Annotated in this window: 10 protein-coding genes; 3 read left to right on the top strand and 7 right to left on the bottom strand. The window is 68.3% G+C overall.

Annotated elements, in window-relative coordinates; all coding sequences use genetic code 11:
• Positions 1 to 70: 70 nt before the first annotated feature.
• Positions 71 to 1,408 carry a multidrug effflux MFS transporter gene (locus MHY30_RS09820; protein WP_239276736.1) on the bottom strand — a complete coding sequence of 446 codons (1,338 nt, stop codon included), beginning with the start codon at positions 1,406 to 1,408 and terminating at the stop codon, positions 71 to 73.
• A 230-nt stretch (positions 1,409 to 1,638) separates the two neighbouring features.
• Here MHY30_RS09820 and MHY30_RS09815 point away from each other — a divergent pair, with 230 nt between their 5' ends.
• Together MHY30_RS09815 and MHY30_RS09810 are read left to right on the top strand one after the other, a co-directional pair.
• The gene (locus MHY30_RS09815; RefSeq protein ID WP_239276735.1) at positions 1,639 to 2,346 is read left to right on the top strand and encodes a DUF3105 domain-containing protein; all 708 of its coding nucleotides are present in this window, start codon (positions 1,639 to 1,641) and stop codon (positions 2,344 to 2,346) included.
• 1 nt (position 2,347) lies between these two features.
• Complete coding sequence (locus MHY30_RS09810) at positions 2,348 to 3,019, top strand: DUF305 domain-containing protein (protein WP_239276734.1); 672 nt, start codon at positions 2,348 to 2,350, stop codon at positions 3,017 to 3,019.
• A gap of 65 nt (positions 3,020 to 3,084) precedes the next feature.
• Here the strand turns inward: MHY30_RS09810 and MHY30_RS09805 are convergent, their stop codons facing one another.
• From MHY30_RS09805 to MHY30_RS09795, 3 genes are all read right to left on the bottom strand, one after another.
• Positions 3,085 to 4,062, bottom strand: coding sequence for a carbohydrate ABC transporter permease (locus MHY30_RS09805; protein WP_239276733.1), 978 nt, complete (start codon positions 4,060 to 4,062; stop codon positions 3,085 to 3,087).
• Positions 4,059 to 5,414 carry a carbohydrate ABC transporter permease gene (locus MHY30_RS09800; RefSeq protein ID WP_374204602.1) on the bottom strand — a complete coding sequence of 452 codons (1,356 nt, stop codon included), beginning with the start codon at positions 5,412 to 5,414 and terminating at the stop codon, positions 4,059 to 4,061. Before MHY30_RS09800 ends, MHY30_RS09805 begins: the two co-directional genes overlap by 4 nt.
• Before the next feature lie 126 nt (positions 5,415 to 5,540).
• The gene (locus tag MHY30_RS09795; protein ID WP_239276732.1) at positions 5,541 to 6,869 is read right to left on the bottom strand and encodes an ABC transporter substrate-binding protein; all 1,329 of its coding nucleotides are present in this window, start codon (positions 6,867 to 6,869) and stop codon (positions 5,541 to 5,543) included.
• Between the two features lie 236 nt (positions 6,870 to 7,105).
• Here MHY30_RS09795 and MHY30_RS09790 point away from each other — a divergent pair, with 236 nt between their 5' ends.
• Positions 7,106 to 8,113, top strand: a complete 1,008-nt coding sequence (locus MHY30_RS09790) for a LacI family DNA-binding transcriptional regulator (RefSeq protein ID WP_239276731.1) — start codon at positions 7,106 to 7,108, stop codon at positions 8,111 to 8,113.
• A gap of 51 nt (positions 8,114 to 8,164) precedes the next feature.
• Here MHY30_RS09790 and MHY30_RS09785 read toward each other — a convergent pair whose 3' ends face one another.
• From MHY30_RS09785 to rplJ, 3 genes are all read right to left on the bottom strand, one after another.
• On the bottom strand, positions 8,165 to 12,784 hold the full coding sequence (locus MHY30_RS09785; protein WP_239276730.1) for an ExeM/NucH family extracellular endonuclease: 4,620 nt from the start codon (positions 12,782 to 12,784) through the stop codon (positions 8,165 to 8,167).
• Positions 12,785 to 13,007: 223 nt separating this feature from the next.
• The gene (gene rplL / locus MHY30_RS09780; RefSeq protein ID WP_239276729.1) at positions 13,008 to 13,397 is read right to left on the bottom strand and encodes a 50S ribosomal protein L7/L12; all 390 of its coding nucleotides are present in this window, start codon (positions 13,395 to 13,397) and stop codon (positions 13,008 to 13,010) included.
• 38 nt (positions 13,398 to 13,435) lie between these two features.
• On the bottom strand, positions 13,436 to 13,951 hold the full coding sequence (gene rplJ / locus MHY30_RS09775) for a 50S ribosomal protein L10 (RefSeq protein ID WP_138177968.1): 516 nt from the start codon (positions 13,949 to 13,951) through the stop codon (positions 13,436 to 13,438).
• Between the last annotated feature and the right edge of the window lie 254 nt (positions 13,952 to 14,205).

The following is a 14,205-nucleotide window of genomic DNA, read 5'->3' as shown; positions in this document are numbered from 1 at the left end:
TGATGCCCGTCCGGGCGGCGCCGCGGAACCTCGGCACGCCCTCTGCTACTGTTCGCGCCGCGGCATCGGGTCACGGCGCGAGCCGCGCGACGGTGCGCGGGCGCACGAGCAGCCACAGGGCCAGGACGCCGAGCACCGCGCACCCCACCATGACGGATGCCATCGTCGTCGCGGTGATGCCGGAACCCGTGGCCAACAGACCGACCACGGGCGAGATCACTCCCGCGATGCCGAAGTTCGACGCGCCGATGATCGACTGCGCGGTTCCTGCCGCCTTGCCGTGGCGATCCAGGGCGAGCACCTGCGCGCACGGGAACGTGAATCCACAGGAGGTCATGAAGAAGAACAACGGGATCACCGTGCCCCACAGCCCGAGGCCGAGCTGATCGAACACGACGATCACGGTCGCCCACAACACCAGCGAGGCCGTCGAGAACGCCAAGACCCACTGGGGACCGAATCGCGCAGCCAGACGCGAGGCCACCTGCACGCCGATCACCAGACCGACGGAGTTGGCCGCGAACAGCACGCCGTACTGCTGGGCGTCGAAGCCGTAGCTCTGTTGGAAGAGGAACGACGACGCCGACAGGTAAGAGAAGAGACCGCTGAAGGTCATGGCGCCGATGACGAGCACACCGATGAAGACGCGGTCGCGGAACACACTCGCGTACCGCTGCCACACGGTCGTCGCGCCCTTGCCGCCGCGGCGAGCGGAGGGGAGCGTCTCGGGAACGAACACGATGGCAGACACGAGCATGACCGTGCCGTACGCGGCCAAGACCCAGAAGATGCCGCGCCACGGCATGACCGACAGCAGCAGCGAGCCGGCGAGGGGAGCCAGGACCGGAGCGACGCCGGACACCAGAGCCAGACGCGAGAGCATCACGACGAGGCGGCGCCCTCCGAAAAGGTCCCGGACGATCGCCGCGGCGACCACACCACCGGCCGCCGCACCGGCCCCCATGAGCACGCGCGCGATCGACAGCGTGCCGAGCGTCGGGGCCAGGGCCGCGAAGACGCTGGCCGCGACATGCAGAGCGGTGACCGACAGCAGCGGGATGCGGCGCCCGACCTTGTCGCTGAGGGGCCCCACGATGAGTTGCCCGAGGGCGAAGCCGATCATCGTCCCGGTCAGCGTCAGCTGGATCGCCGCCGCCGACGTCTGGAAGTCGGCCTCGAGCACCGGGAAGGCCGGCAGGTACAGGTCGATCGTGAAGGGCCCGAGGGCGGTGAGCGCCCCCAGCAGCACGACGTACAGCACACGACGCGATGCGGGGATGCTGTCGCCGGGATGCAACACGACCGGCGCGGTGGCGGGATTGCTGCCGAGCGCGCGGATGGCACCCGTCGCCGAGGTCTCGGGGCGGGCGGTCGAGGGGATCACGGGCTGGGAGGCGGTATCGAGCACGGCAGTCAGTTCGTTTCGCAACACGGATGGCCCGGACGGAGCCGGGCTGACAAAAGAGGGGGATCGCCGAACCTCGAAACGATTCGACACCGTAATACTATCGCGCGGCTCAGCTTCAGCACCATCCCCTCGCGGGTTCCTTTCAGGCCGACGCCGCATTCACCCGCATAGGCTGGGCGCATCGGCCCGCGCCGACGCCTCCCGCATAAGAGAGAGACAGCACAGACCGCATGAGCCCCTCCCCCGACAAGCGCAAGAGCGGCAACCCCGCCACGCAGGCCGATATCGACCTCACCGTCAAGCAGCAACGCGAGCAGAAGCGGCAGCAGAAGCTCCAGGAGTACCAGAAGCAGATCGCGCGTCGTAAGCGCAGCAAGCTCGTCTGGTGGGTGGTCGGATCCACCGCCGCCCTGGCCGTGATCGGTCTCGTGGTGGCATCCTTCGCCTTCGCCCCGGCGCCACCGCCCAGCTATCAGGCCGGCAACAGCACCGGGCGCGAGATCGAGGGCGTGGAGACGTTCGAGAACCGCACGGACCACGTCGAGGGAACCGTGACGTACGAGCAGACCCCGCCCGCCGGCGGTCCGCACAACCCGTACTGGTTGAACTGCGCCGTCTACACCGAGCCCCAGCAGAACGAGAACGCGGTGCACTCCCTCGAGCACGGCGCGATCTGGATCACCTACGATCCCGAGCGTGTCGACGAGGCCGGTGTCGAGGCGCTCGAGGCGGTCATGCCCTCGAGCTACGCCATCCTCTCGCCGTACCCCGGTATGGACACCCCCGTGGCTGTCAGCGCCTGGAACCACCAGCTGAAGCTCGACGACCCCACCGACCCGCGCATCGCGGAGTTCTTCACCGAGTACTGGCGCAGCCAGAACGTCCCCGAGCCGAACGCCACGTGCTCGGGTGCGATCGACGGCCCCGGCAAGGCGTGACGTGAACGACGACGCCCCGGTCGCGCGACCGGCGACGCGGTGGCTCGTCGTCGCCGTCGCCGCCGTGGCGCTGCTCGCGGTCGCCTTCTCCGTCGGGCGCTTCACCGCGTTCGGCGCGACCGCCGCGCCGGCGACGCCGTCGACCGCCTCGGCCGACGCCGGCTTCGCCCGCGACATGCAGGTTCATCACACGCAGGCCGTCCAGATGGCGATGGAGATCTACCGCAAGACCGCCGACCCCGAGCTGCGCACCCTGTCGTACGACATCGCCACGACCCAGTCCGGGCAGCGCGGCGAGATGTACGGCTGGCTCGTGCAGTGGGGGCTGCCGCAGGCGTCGTCCCAGCCGCTCATGCAGTGGATGGCCGCGTCCGGCGCGCACAGCCACGGCGACACGTCCGCCCTCTCGCAGGACGAGGTGCTCGCGCAGATGGGCATGGCCTCGGATGCCGAGCTCGATCGCCTCGCCACCCTCGACGGGCAGCCCGCCGACTGTCTGTTCCTCGACCTGATGATCCGGCACCACCAGGGAGCGATTCCCATGGCCGAGGCCGTCATCGAGTTGGGCGACGACGCTCGCGTGAAGGACGTGGCTGAGGCCATCGTCGCCGGCCAGTCGGCCGAGATCGACGCGATGCGCAGCATCCAGGCCCGCCTGTCCTGTTCCGGCTGACCCTTCGCACGACGAAGGGGCGTGGCGCCCTCGCGGATGCCACGCCCTCTCGTCGTCGTAAGGCGTCAGCCCTTCGTCGCGCCGGCGAGGAGACCCCGAACGAAGAAGCGCTGCAGCAGGAAGAACACGATCAGGGGAACCAGGATCGAGATGAACGTTCCCGCGGACTGCAGGAACCACTGGTCACCCCACGTTCCCGACAGCGAGTTCAACGATTGCGTCAACGGCAGCGATGACGACGGGGCGAAGATCGTCGCCACCAGCAGGTCGTTCCACACCCAGATGAACTCCAGCACCGCGAAGGATGCCAGGGCGGGAGCCGCGAGCGGCAGGATCAAACGGAAGAACACCTGTCCGTGCCCCGCGCCGTCCACGCGCGCCGCCTCGATCACCTCGTGCGGGATCTCCGCGATGAAGTTGTGCAGCAGGAAGATCGCCAACGGCATTGCGAAGATGACGTGGGCGATCCACACCGTGGCGAAGCTGTGCTCGATGCCCCGCAGCTCGAAGCCGGGGAAGATCGTCACGTCGTTGATCGTCAAGCCGCGCGAGAACAGGCTGAGCAGCGGCACGAGGGCCATCTGCAGCGGCACGATCTGCAACGCGAAGATGAAGATGAAGAAGAAGTTCCGCCCCTTGAAGTCGATCCACGCGAACGCGTACGCGATCAAGGAGGCGATCGCCAGCGCGAACACGACCACCGGGATCGTGATGGCGAGCGAGTTGAGGAACGATGCCGCCAGCGTCAGCGCGGTACCGCCCGACGTGAAGGCGAGACGGTAGTTCTCCAGAGTGAAGGACGGGTCCGTGAAGACCGTCCACCATCCGGTCGACTGCGTGTCGGAGCCCGGGCGGAACGAGGTGACGAACAGACCGAAGGTCGGGATCGTCCAGAAGAACGCGATCGCGATCGCCGCGATCGTGGCTCCCTTCGAGGTCAGGCGCTTGCGCGCCATCGCCTCGTGGCGACGGGTGTCCCGCGCGACCTGTCGTGCCGAACGGGTGTCTGACGTGGGCTCGAGCACCACGGTGGAGGTGGTCATCGCACTTCCCTCTGCTTCCGGATCTGGCGCACGTTGAAGATGATCAGCGGCAGGACGAACAGGAACAGCACGACGGCCAGCGCCGCGGAGTGCCCGTAGCTCTGGAACCGCTGCTGCTGGTTGACCATCTCGAAGGCGAGGACGGTGGAGTCGTTGCGACCACCGGTCATGACCGCGACGATGTCGTAGATCTTCAGAGCGCCGATTGCGATCGTGGTGAGCACCACGATGAGCGAAGAGCGGATGCCGGGGACCGTGACGTTGATGAAGCGCTCCCAGGCGTTCGCCCCGTCGAGCTCCGCGGCCTCCATCTGCTCCGGCGGGACCGCCTTGATCGCCGCCGACAGGATGACCATGGCGAGGCCCGTCTGGCTCCAGATGAACACCACGACAAGCAGGAGCGTGTTGATCAGCGGGGTGGCCGCGAGCCACGACACCGGCTGACCGCCGAACGCCGTGACGATCGCGTTCAGGATGCCAATCTGGTCGCCCTGGCGGAAGTCGTAGACGAACTTCCAGATGATGCCGGCGCCGACGAACGAGATCGCGAACGGCATGAAGATGAGGATCTTGAGGAACCGCTCCCCCGCGGCTCGGTCGATGAAGACGGCGTAGGCCAGGCCGATCGCGGTGGCGAAGGTCGGGGCGAGCAGCACCCAGATGAGGGTGTTGATGACCGACCAGAAGCCCTCGGGGTTCGTGAAGGTCCAGATGTAGTTCTCGAAACCGACGAAGTTCTCGCCGGTCTTGTCCATGAACGACTGCACGAGCGTGGACAGCGCGGGGTAGACCAGCCCCATGAGCAGCAGGATCGCGGCCGGGGCGGCGAACAGCACGAGCTGGAACAGGTAGCCCGCGCCCTGACGTGAGCGGTAGTCGGCGTAGAAAAGGATGCCACCGAGGATCACGGCGATGCCCAGGACGTAGATGACGGCGTTCTGGTACGGGCGCAGGAGCATGAAGGCCAGCACCGGGATGCCGAAGCACGCGACCAGCCGCAGCCAGAAGTACCCCTTACCCGATCGGGGCGCGTACTCGATGAGCAGGAGGAGCAGACCGACGACCGCGGCGAAGACCAGGATCACGAGCGGGATCTGGATCAGTGGGTTCATCTCGCCCAGCGTCCGGAAGAAGCTGTTCAGCGAGAAGCCGAGGGTCGTGGGCCTCGTCTCCGCGGGTGCCCGCGTGATCATGAACAGGAACAGTGCCACCGCGGCGATGAGCCCGATGACGACGACCAGGACGGTCGTCCGATGCCTCCGTGCGGGGCCCCGCGGGGCCGGATCGGCCTCCGCCCGCCCGCGTCGCGGAGATGCCTCCGGGGGCTTCTCCGCCTGCCTGATCTGGGTCATGACTTCCCTCCCGAACACGCCCTCGTGCTCATCGATGGACGGGCCGGCTCAGCGGCGCCGTGATGGGGGTACGGTACCGGTGGGCCGCCCGCCGAAGCGGACGGCCCACCGGTCTTGCGGGTCGGCTCAGTTGTCGTAGCCGGCCTGGATGTTCTGCAGCACCTCGTCGGTGGGCGTGCCGTCGATCCAGCTGACCATGCCCTTCCAGAACGACCCGGCACCGACCGTGGCCGGCATCAGGTCGGACGCGTCGAAGCGGAGCGTGGTGTCGGGGTTCTGAAGGACCTCCATGGCCTCCTTCAGGAACTCGCTGGAAGCGAGCGACGGGTCGGCGCCCTTGTTGGCCGAGATCACGCCGCCGAGCTCCACACGAGCGTCAGCGAATTCGGGGGTCGACATGAACTCGGCGACCTTCTGCACGTTCGGGTCGTCGGAGAACGTCGCGACGAACTCGCCGCCACCCTCGACCGACTGCTCACCCTCGGTGATGCCGGGGGTCAGGAACGCGTACACGTCACCATCGGGCGCGACGGTCACCTCGCCGCCCTCTGCGTTCGTGACGGTGAGGAAGTTCGACGACAGGAACGAAGCCTGGTGCGTCATCGGGCAGCTGCCGTCGGCGACCTTGGCCGCGACATCGGCGAAGGCGACCGAGTTGATGCTCTTGACGTCACCGAAGCCGGCGTTGACGTAGGCGGGGTTCAGCAGGATCTCACCGACCGCGTCGAAGGCCTGCTTGATCTCGGGGTCGGTGAACTTGACCTCGTTCGCGACCCACTGGTCGTAGACCTCGGGGCCGGACTGACGGAGGACGAGGTCCTCGATCCAGTCGGTGCCGGGCCAGCCCGACGCGTCGCCGGAGGCGAAGCCGGCGCACCACGGAGCGGCACCCGTCTTCTCCTGGATGGTCTGCGTGAGGGCGAGGAGCTCGTCGTAGGTCTTGGGGATCTCGACGCCCCACTCGGCGAACTTCGAGGGCGAGTACCAGATGTAGCCCTTGACGTTGGCGAGCATCGGGGCGGCGTAGAACTCTCCGTCCACGGTGCCGTAGGACTTCCAGTCCTCGCCCCAGTACTCGTCGACGTTCGAGGAGACGGTGTCCGTCGCCTTCTGAACCTCGCCCGTGCCCACGAGGGTCTGCAGAAGACCCGGCTGCGGGACGATGGCGATGTCAGGGGCGTCGCCACCGGTGACCTTCGTCACGATGTTTCCCTCGAAGCTCTTGTCGCCCGTGTACTCGACCTTGATGCCGGTGTCTTCGGTGAACTTCTCGAACGACTGGTTCAGCAGATCGGCCTCGCTACCGGTGATGCCGCCGGAGATCCGGACGGTCGCACCCTCGGTGCCACCGCTGGAGCCGCCCGAGTCGCCCTCCGCACAACCCGCGAGCGCGATCGCGCCGACCGCCAGCAGTCCGACGGGAGCCAGCAGGCGATACCGCTGTGACATGCCCATGTGATTTCTCCTCTTTGAGTTCAGTGGTGCACCGGCACCCATCGGGAACCGATTCCAGATCACCGTAGGCGACAAAGGCCCGCTACGCAACAATCTTTGATTACGACTCCGTAACTCGCGGAATCACGCGGGATTCCTGGCGGATATGTGCGCGGAACCGGTTCCAGTTTGTGCGGTTGTCGGATACTCTTCATGACGTCGACACGGACGTCGACGATCCTCGAGGAAGACGGCTCATGAGCGGAATCGCCGATGTGGCACGCCTGGCAGGCGTGTCGAAGTCGACGGCGAGTCGCGCGCTCACCGGCGGCGGCTACGTCTCGGACGACACGCGCCGTCGCGTCACCGACGCCGCGGCATCCCTCGGCTACGTGCCCTCCACCAGCGCCGTGAGCCTGGCGACCGGACGCACGCGCACCGTCGCCCTCATCGTCCCGAAGGTCAACCGATGGTACTTCGGCGCGATCATCGAGGGGGTCGAGCGTTCGCTCATCTCGCAGGGTTACGACGTCACTCTCTACGTCGCCGAACCCGGCTCCCGCGACCGGGAGAGTCTGTACTCGACCTACCTCGCACGCAAGAGATTCGACGGGATCATCGCCGTCGCTCTCGAACCGGGCGACACCGACCTGGAGCGGCTGCTCGCAATCGACAAACCCACCGTCTGCATCGGAAACCCCCTCCAGGGCATCCCGACCCTCGGCCTGGACAACATCGGCATCACCCGCATCATCACACAACACCTCATCGCGCTCGGCCACACGGACATCGCCTTCGTGGGCAGCACCCCGCCCACCGACGCGCCGGCGCGCGACGTGGACGAACGCTCCATCGGCTACCGCAACGCCATGAACGACAGCGGTCTCGCGGTAAGGATCCGTAGCGTCCCGTCGACACTGACCATCACCGACGCTTACGCCGCGGCGGCATCCTTCCTCGCCGACGCCGCCTCACGCCCCACCGGCGTCGTCGCGGCGTGCGACGAGGTCGCGATCGGCGTCGTCATCGCCGCCCGCCGCATGGGCATCGCCGTCCCCACGGAGCTGAGCGTCGTCGGGATCGACGGCCACGACTACGCCGAGATGTTCGCGCTCACGACGGTCGAGCAGTACCCCGAGGCCCAGGGCGTCGCGGCGACACGCCTGCTGCTGTCGATGATCGAGGGCGAGCAGCCACCGCCGCGCACCCTCGCCGAGACCCGTCTGGTCGTACGGGCCTCCACCGCTCCCCCGCGCACCGTCTGACACGAACGGGACCCCGGATGCCAGGCATCCGGGGTCCCGTCTCGTTTCGGCTCAGTCGGTCGAACGCACCGAGCGGCGGCGCAGGGCCACGCCCAGTCCGAGCAGCGCGATGGCGGAGAGCACCCCGGCGCCGATCCAGCCGCCTTCCGCACCGGTCACCGCGAGGTTCCCGCCGGCCTGCCCCGCGTTGCCGCGGCCGGGACCGTCCTGTCCGGTCCCGCCCGCACCGGTGCCGGAGTCGCTGGCTCCCGGGTCGGTCGTGCCCGGGGCGGCGACCCGCAACGGCACCGACACCGTGGTGCCGGTGGGCTGAGCCGTCAGCCGCAGCTCGAGCGTGTCGGTTGCCTCAGCGGGCACGGTCAGCGTGAGGGTCCCGACCCCTGCGGCCACGGGGACCGGGGTGAGGTCCGTCGTTCCGAGCGACGCCTGCAGCGACGTGTGCGCGGGAGCGCCGAGCGAGGTCAGGTCGAGACCCGAAACCGTCAGCGTCACCTCGGCACCGGGCTCGACCTGCGCCGGCAGACCCGTGACCTGCACGCCGCGGGCGGTGAAGTCGGGGGTGAGGCCCGGGTTCGCGCTCAGGTAGTCGATCCACGCGTCGCGGTCGATGAGACCGGAATCGCGCGTATCGGCGCCCTCGCGGAAGACCGAGAAGCTGTCACCGCCGCCGAGGAGGAAGCTGAACGAGCCCACGCGGTACTCGGCCGCCGGATCGACGGCGACGCCGTCGATCCAGATGCCCAGGATGCGCTGGCCCGCCGGGCGCGAGGCGTCGTAGGTGTAGCGCACGTTCTCGGACACGCCCAGCGCGAGGTTGGTCGTGCCGCGTCCCGCGGCGTCGCCCCACTGCTGCTCGAGCATCACGCGAAGCTGGTCTCCCGTGAGGGTCGTCGTCCACAGGTTGTTCACGAACGGCAGCACGGCGTTCGCCTCCGCACGCGTGATGATGCCGTCGCCGTCGTAGAGGAGTTCGGCGCGCAGACCGCCCGGGTTGACCACCGCCAGGTCGGCACCGCCACGGGCGGGCGCCTCGAGCGTCGTCAGCAGAGCGTCGGCGACGAGACCACCCAGGGCCGACGGCTTGGACCGGTCGTCGCGCTTGCCTCCGGTGTAGACGCCGTCGACGTAGGCGCCGCCGCTGAAGGCGGTGGTGATGTCGGCCGTGACCGAGCCGACCGGGACGCGGCCCACGACGTCCGCCTCGGCACGCGCGGCCGTGACGATGTCGTTGACCTCCTGAACCCGGGGGTAGGTCGCGATCAGACGCGCATCGAGCTCGGCGCTCGCGGCCGCGTCCGGCGCGGACAGGCGCGGCACGTTGCGGGCCGTGTAGTCCACGACGTCGCCGTCGCTGTCGACGTCGAGCACGATCTGACCAATGTTCTCGCCGTAGCTCCCGGTCTGCAGGATCGGGCGCGTGCCCTCACCGCCGGGGACCGGAGCGTCCCAGACGTACTCGGCGTGCGTGTGCCCGGTGAAGATGGCATCCACCGCCGGGTCCGTGTCGTTCACGATCGACGCGAACGCGCCGCCCTGGGCGAGGGCCTGCTCGAGCGTCGCGTCCGCGTCCCCGAGCTCGCTGCCCTCGTGATACTGGGCGACGATGACGTCGACCCGGTCATCGATCTCGGCGGCCACCCGGTTGACCTCGGCGACCGGCTCACGGAACTCGATGCCGCGGATGCCGCTCTCCGTGACGAGCTGGGGGGTCGTCTCGGTGACGGCGCCGATGACGCCGACGCGGACGCCGTCCACCTCGACGATCTCGTAACCGGGGAGGAGGGGCTGGCCGTCCTTGTAGACGTTGGCCGCGAGGTAGGGGAAGTCGGCCAGGTCGGACACGCGTCCGGTCAGGTCGTCGGCCCCCTTGTCGAACTCGTGGTTGCCCACGGCCGAGGCCGCCAGCTCGAGCGCGTTGAGCACGTCGATCGTGGGCTTGTCACCGAACTCCGACGAGGCGAACAGCGACGCGCCGATGTTGTCGCCGTTCGAGACGAACAGCGAGTTGTCGTCGCCGTACTCCGCGCGCAGCTGCTCGATCGTCCCGGCGAACTTCACCGTGTTGGCGTCGATGCGGCCGTGGAAGTCGTTGATGCCGAGCAGGTTGATCTCGGTCGTCGACGACAGGTCCAGGCCCACGATCACCGGATCGTGGTCGCTCGAGCGGTACGGCGAGGCCTCATAGAAATTCAGCGCGTTGTAGTTGTAGCGGCTGTACTCCAGGGCGAGGGCCTCGACGGCGTTGATGTTCCAGATGTCGGTACCGGTGACGAGCTCGCGCGCCGAGGGCGACGCCAGCACGTGGTCGAGCGACCCCGACTGTCCGCTGAAGGAGTACGAGTACTTGCCCGTTCCCGCCTCGAGCGGCTCGTAGCCGAACTCACGGAGCTTCTCGATCGGGTCTTCCTGCGAGTAGGCGTTGAAGTCGCCCAGGAGGAACACGTCGTCGGTGCCGATCGCGGCCGCACGCTCGTCCGCGAAGGCCGCAAGGGCCTCGGCCTGACGCACGCGGTCGCCGTTGAACGCACCCTGGATGCCATTGGCGTTGTCGCCGGTCGCCTTGGGGTCGCTGTCGCCCTTCGACTTGAAGTGGTTCACGATCGCGAGGATGGCGGCATCCTCGTCGCCCACGGGGGCGAATGCCTGCGCGAGCGGCTGACGCGCGTTCGCGAACGCAGGGTCGTCGAGGATGACGCTGTCACCGACCGGCGCCACGACGGCCTTCTTGTAGATGAAGGCGGTGCGGATGACGTCCTCCGACGCCGGCAGATCGGCCGGTGAGGGAACGAAGACCCACTGTTCCGAGCCGAGGGCGGCGTTGAGAGCGTCGACGAGGGTGGACAGGGCCGCGTCGCGGTCCTTGCCGAACTGCGCCGAGTTCTCGATCTCCTCGAGCGAGACCACGTCGGCGCCGAGGCCGTTGATCGCCGCGACGATCTTGGCCTGCTGGCGCTGGAGGTTCTCGTCGTTCGCGGCACCGCGCGGACCGTTGTCCGGGCAGCGGTTCGCCGTGATGGGGTTGCCCTCGCGGTCGTCGTAGGTCGAGGTGCAGCCGACGCTCTCGGCGGTCGTGGTGAAGTAGTTGAGCACGTTGAAGCTCGAGATCTTCACGTTGCCGCCGACGGGCTCTGGAGCCACCGTCCGGGTGTTCTCGAAGGTCGCCGGCTGCACGGCATCCGCGTTTTCCACCGTCAGCTGCTCGGTCGGCTGGAACTTCCAGGTGTTGTTGCGGAAGTCCAAGATCACCGGAGTCTCGAACGTCGCGCGAGCGCCGACGCGGACCGGCTCGGCGAGCGACACGTACGGCAGGGGAACGTTCTTCGCCGTGCTGAGGAAGTTCAGCGAAGCCCCGTCGTCGAGGACGATCGCGCGGGCCTTGTTGTCGGCGACGGCCGCGACGTACTCCGGGGTGTCGGGACGCGCGACATCGGTCGGGGTGCGCAGCGGCGTGGTGCCGGCCGCGAGGCCGACCTCGGCGTACTGGTTCGTCGTGTAGGTGTTGGTGACCGTGAAGTCACCCTGCGGGGCGAGCAGCATCCCCTCGAACCGCTCGCGCTCCTCGTCCGTCTTCGGCCACCCGATCTTCGCCGGCTCGACCGGTGCGGCCTGCTCGGTGAGCGACTGGACGCCGTCGGCGGCAGCGGTGATCTGGGTCTGGCCGTAGTACTCGCTCGCGGTGCCGCTGACCTCGACGTGGGCGCCGATCTGCACCTTCGCGGTGGCCGCGGAGCCGTAGACGAAGATCGCGTCCGATGCGGCGTGCGCGGCGAGGTCGATGTCGCCGCCCGTCCCCGGCGTCTGGATGTAGAAGCCGTTGTAGCCGCCGGTCGGGTACGCGGCGGTGACGATGCCGCGCGTGGTCACGGTGGCGCCGTCGAGCGGGGTCGTGGCACCGGTGCCCTGGATGTCGCGGATCGCGACGACCTCGCCGGGGGTGACGCTCGGCGTCGGCGCCGGGGTCGTGGGCGCCGTGGTCGGGGTGACGGTCGGCTCGGGGGCGGGGGTGCTGCCGCCGGAGTTCTGCGGCGTGACGGTCGCGGTATTGGTGAAGTCGGCGGAGTTGTCGTCGTTGTCGACGAATCCGCTGCGGATCAGCGCGTTCTGCGTGGCATTGGGGCCGTCGACCACCGCCGGGGCGGTCTCGAAGCTCACCCCGGCGCCGTAGCCGAGGAAGTCCACGACCCGGGGGTCGTCGACGTTGCCCGCGGGCAGAGCGAGCGACTCGGCGACATTCGCGAGGAAGAGCTGCCCCGTCGTCCCGGACGGGTTCAGACCCGTGCTCGTGACGTCGGGCGTCGGCAACGCGTTGGTGACGACGCCGTTGCCGGGGAGCGCGATGAGGTAGTAGCCGCCGGCGGCGATGGAACCCGTCAGGCGCAGGGTGTTGGCGCCGTTCGGCGCGCTCGTGCTCGAGGCCGAGCGGTACTGCAGCGACCACGAGCTGAGGTCCTGAGAGGTGTCGCCGGCGTTGTACAACTCGACGAACTTCTGCGTGTACGCGGCGGCGCCGCTACCGCCCTTCAGGTAGGCCTCGTTGATCACCACCCGGGGGCCGTCGGCCGCGAACGCGGGGGCGGGAGCGAGGGCGGAGCCGAGCAACGCCGCCCCCAGGACGGCGCTGAGGGTCGTGGTGAAGCGGCGCGCGGGCGCGCGGGAGGGTGCGTGATGCATGGGTCTCCAGAGAACGACGCGCGACGGAGCGACGCCGGTGGGGGGATCGACGGGGGGTCATCTCGACCGTAGACGAGACGCATACCGATTTCCCAGACTTCTTTGTTTCGAGTAGGTGAACATCCGCCGCCGCCCGCAGCGAGACCCGGAGCCGCGGGCGCGGAACGACGAAGGCCCGGATGCCAATGGCATCCGGGCCTTCGTGTACGCGAAGTGCGTGGAATTACTTGAGGGTCACCGTGGCGCCGGCAGCCTCGAGGGCCTCCTTCGCCTTGTCGGCGGTCTCCTTGTTCGCGCCCTCGAGCACGGCCTTGGGGGCACCGTCGACGACGGCCTTGGCCTCGCCGAGGCCGAGCGAGGTGAGCTCGCGGACGACCTTGATGACCTGGATCTTCTTGTCACCGGCGGCCTCGAGGACGACGTCGAACGAGTCCTTCTCCTCGGCCTCTTCGGCGGGGGCACCACCGGCGGGGGCGCCGGCAGCGGCCACGGCCACGGGGGCGGCGGCGGTGACGTCGAACGTCTCCTCGAACGCCTTCACGAACTCGGAGAGCTCGATGAGGGTGAGCTCCTTGAACGCGTCGAGCAGCTCTTCGGTGCTGAGCTTAGCCATTGTGTTTCTCCTTGATCGGGATTGTCATCCGGGCCGGGTCAGGCCGCGGTGTCCTGCTTCTCGCGCAACGCGTCGACCGTGCGAACGGCCTTCGACGGAAGCGCCTGGAAGACGTATGCCGCCTTGGTCATCGTCGCCTTCATCGCACCGGCGAGCTTCGCCAGCAGGACTTCACGGCTCTCGAGATCGGCGAGCTTGTTGACCTCATCCGCGGTCAGAGCGGCGCCATCGAAGTAGCCGCCCTTCACCACGAGCTGAGGGTTAGCCTTGGCGAAGGCACGCAGCCCCTTCGCGACGGCGACCGGGTCGCCGTGCACGAACGCGATGGCAGACGGGCCCTTGAGCTCGTCGTCCAGTCCCGTGACCCCCGCGTTGGCCGCGGCGATCTTGGTCAGCGTGTTCTTCACCACGGCGTACTCCGCGTCCTGACGGATGTCGTTGCGCAGCTGCTTGAGCTGGGCAACCGTCAGACCGCGGTACTCGGTCAGCAGAACGGCAGTCGAGTTCTCGAAGTGCTTCGTGAGCTCGGCGACCGATGCGTCCTTCTGCGCCATGGCCACTCCTTGTGTGTACGAGGCGCTCCGCGGAGGCGGGGCGCCGGCCAAGACACCGGGCGACGGCAAAAAAGAAGAGCTCCGGCGCAGGCGCACGGAGCTCGGATTCCCGATCGGGAGGAGTTCATGTCACCTGCGCAGGTCCTCTGCCTTTCGGCAGACGCTTCGATCTTCGTGCACGCACGACGATGACCGGCGGTCTTTGGCTTGGTCTCTACTGTACTCGGCATCCCCCGCCCCCGCCAAATCCGCCC

Origin of the sequence: Microbacterium sp. ACRRU, assembly GCF_022346945.1 — a bacterium.
Taxonomy (GTDB): domain Bacteria; phylum Actinomycetota; class Actinomycetes; order Actinomycetales; family Microbacteriaceae; genus Microbacterium; species Microbacterium mcarthurae.
Note: the sequence above shows the minus strand (reverse complement) of the source record. Positions and strands in the feature narration are given on the sequence as shown.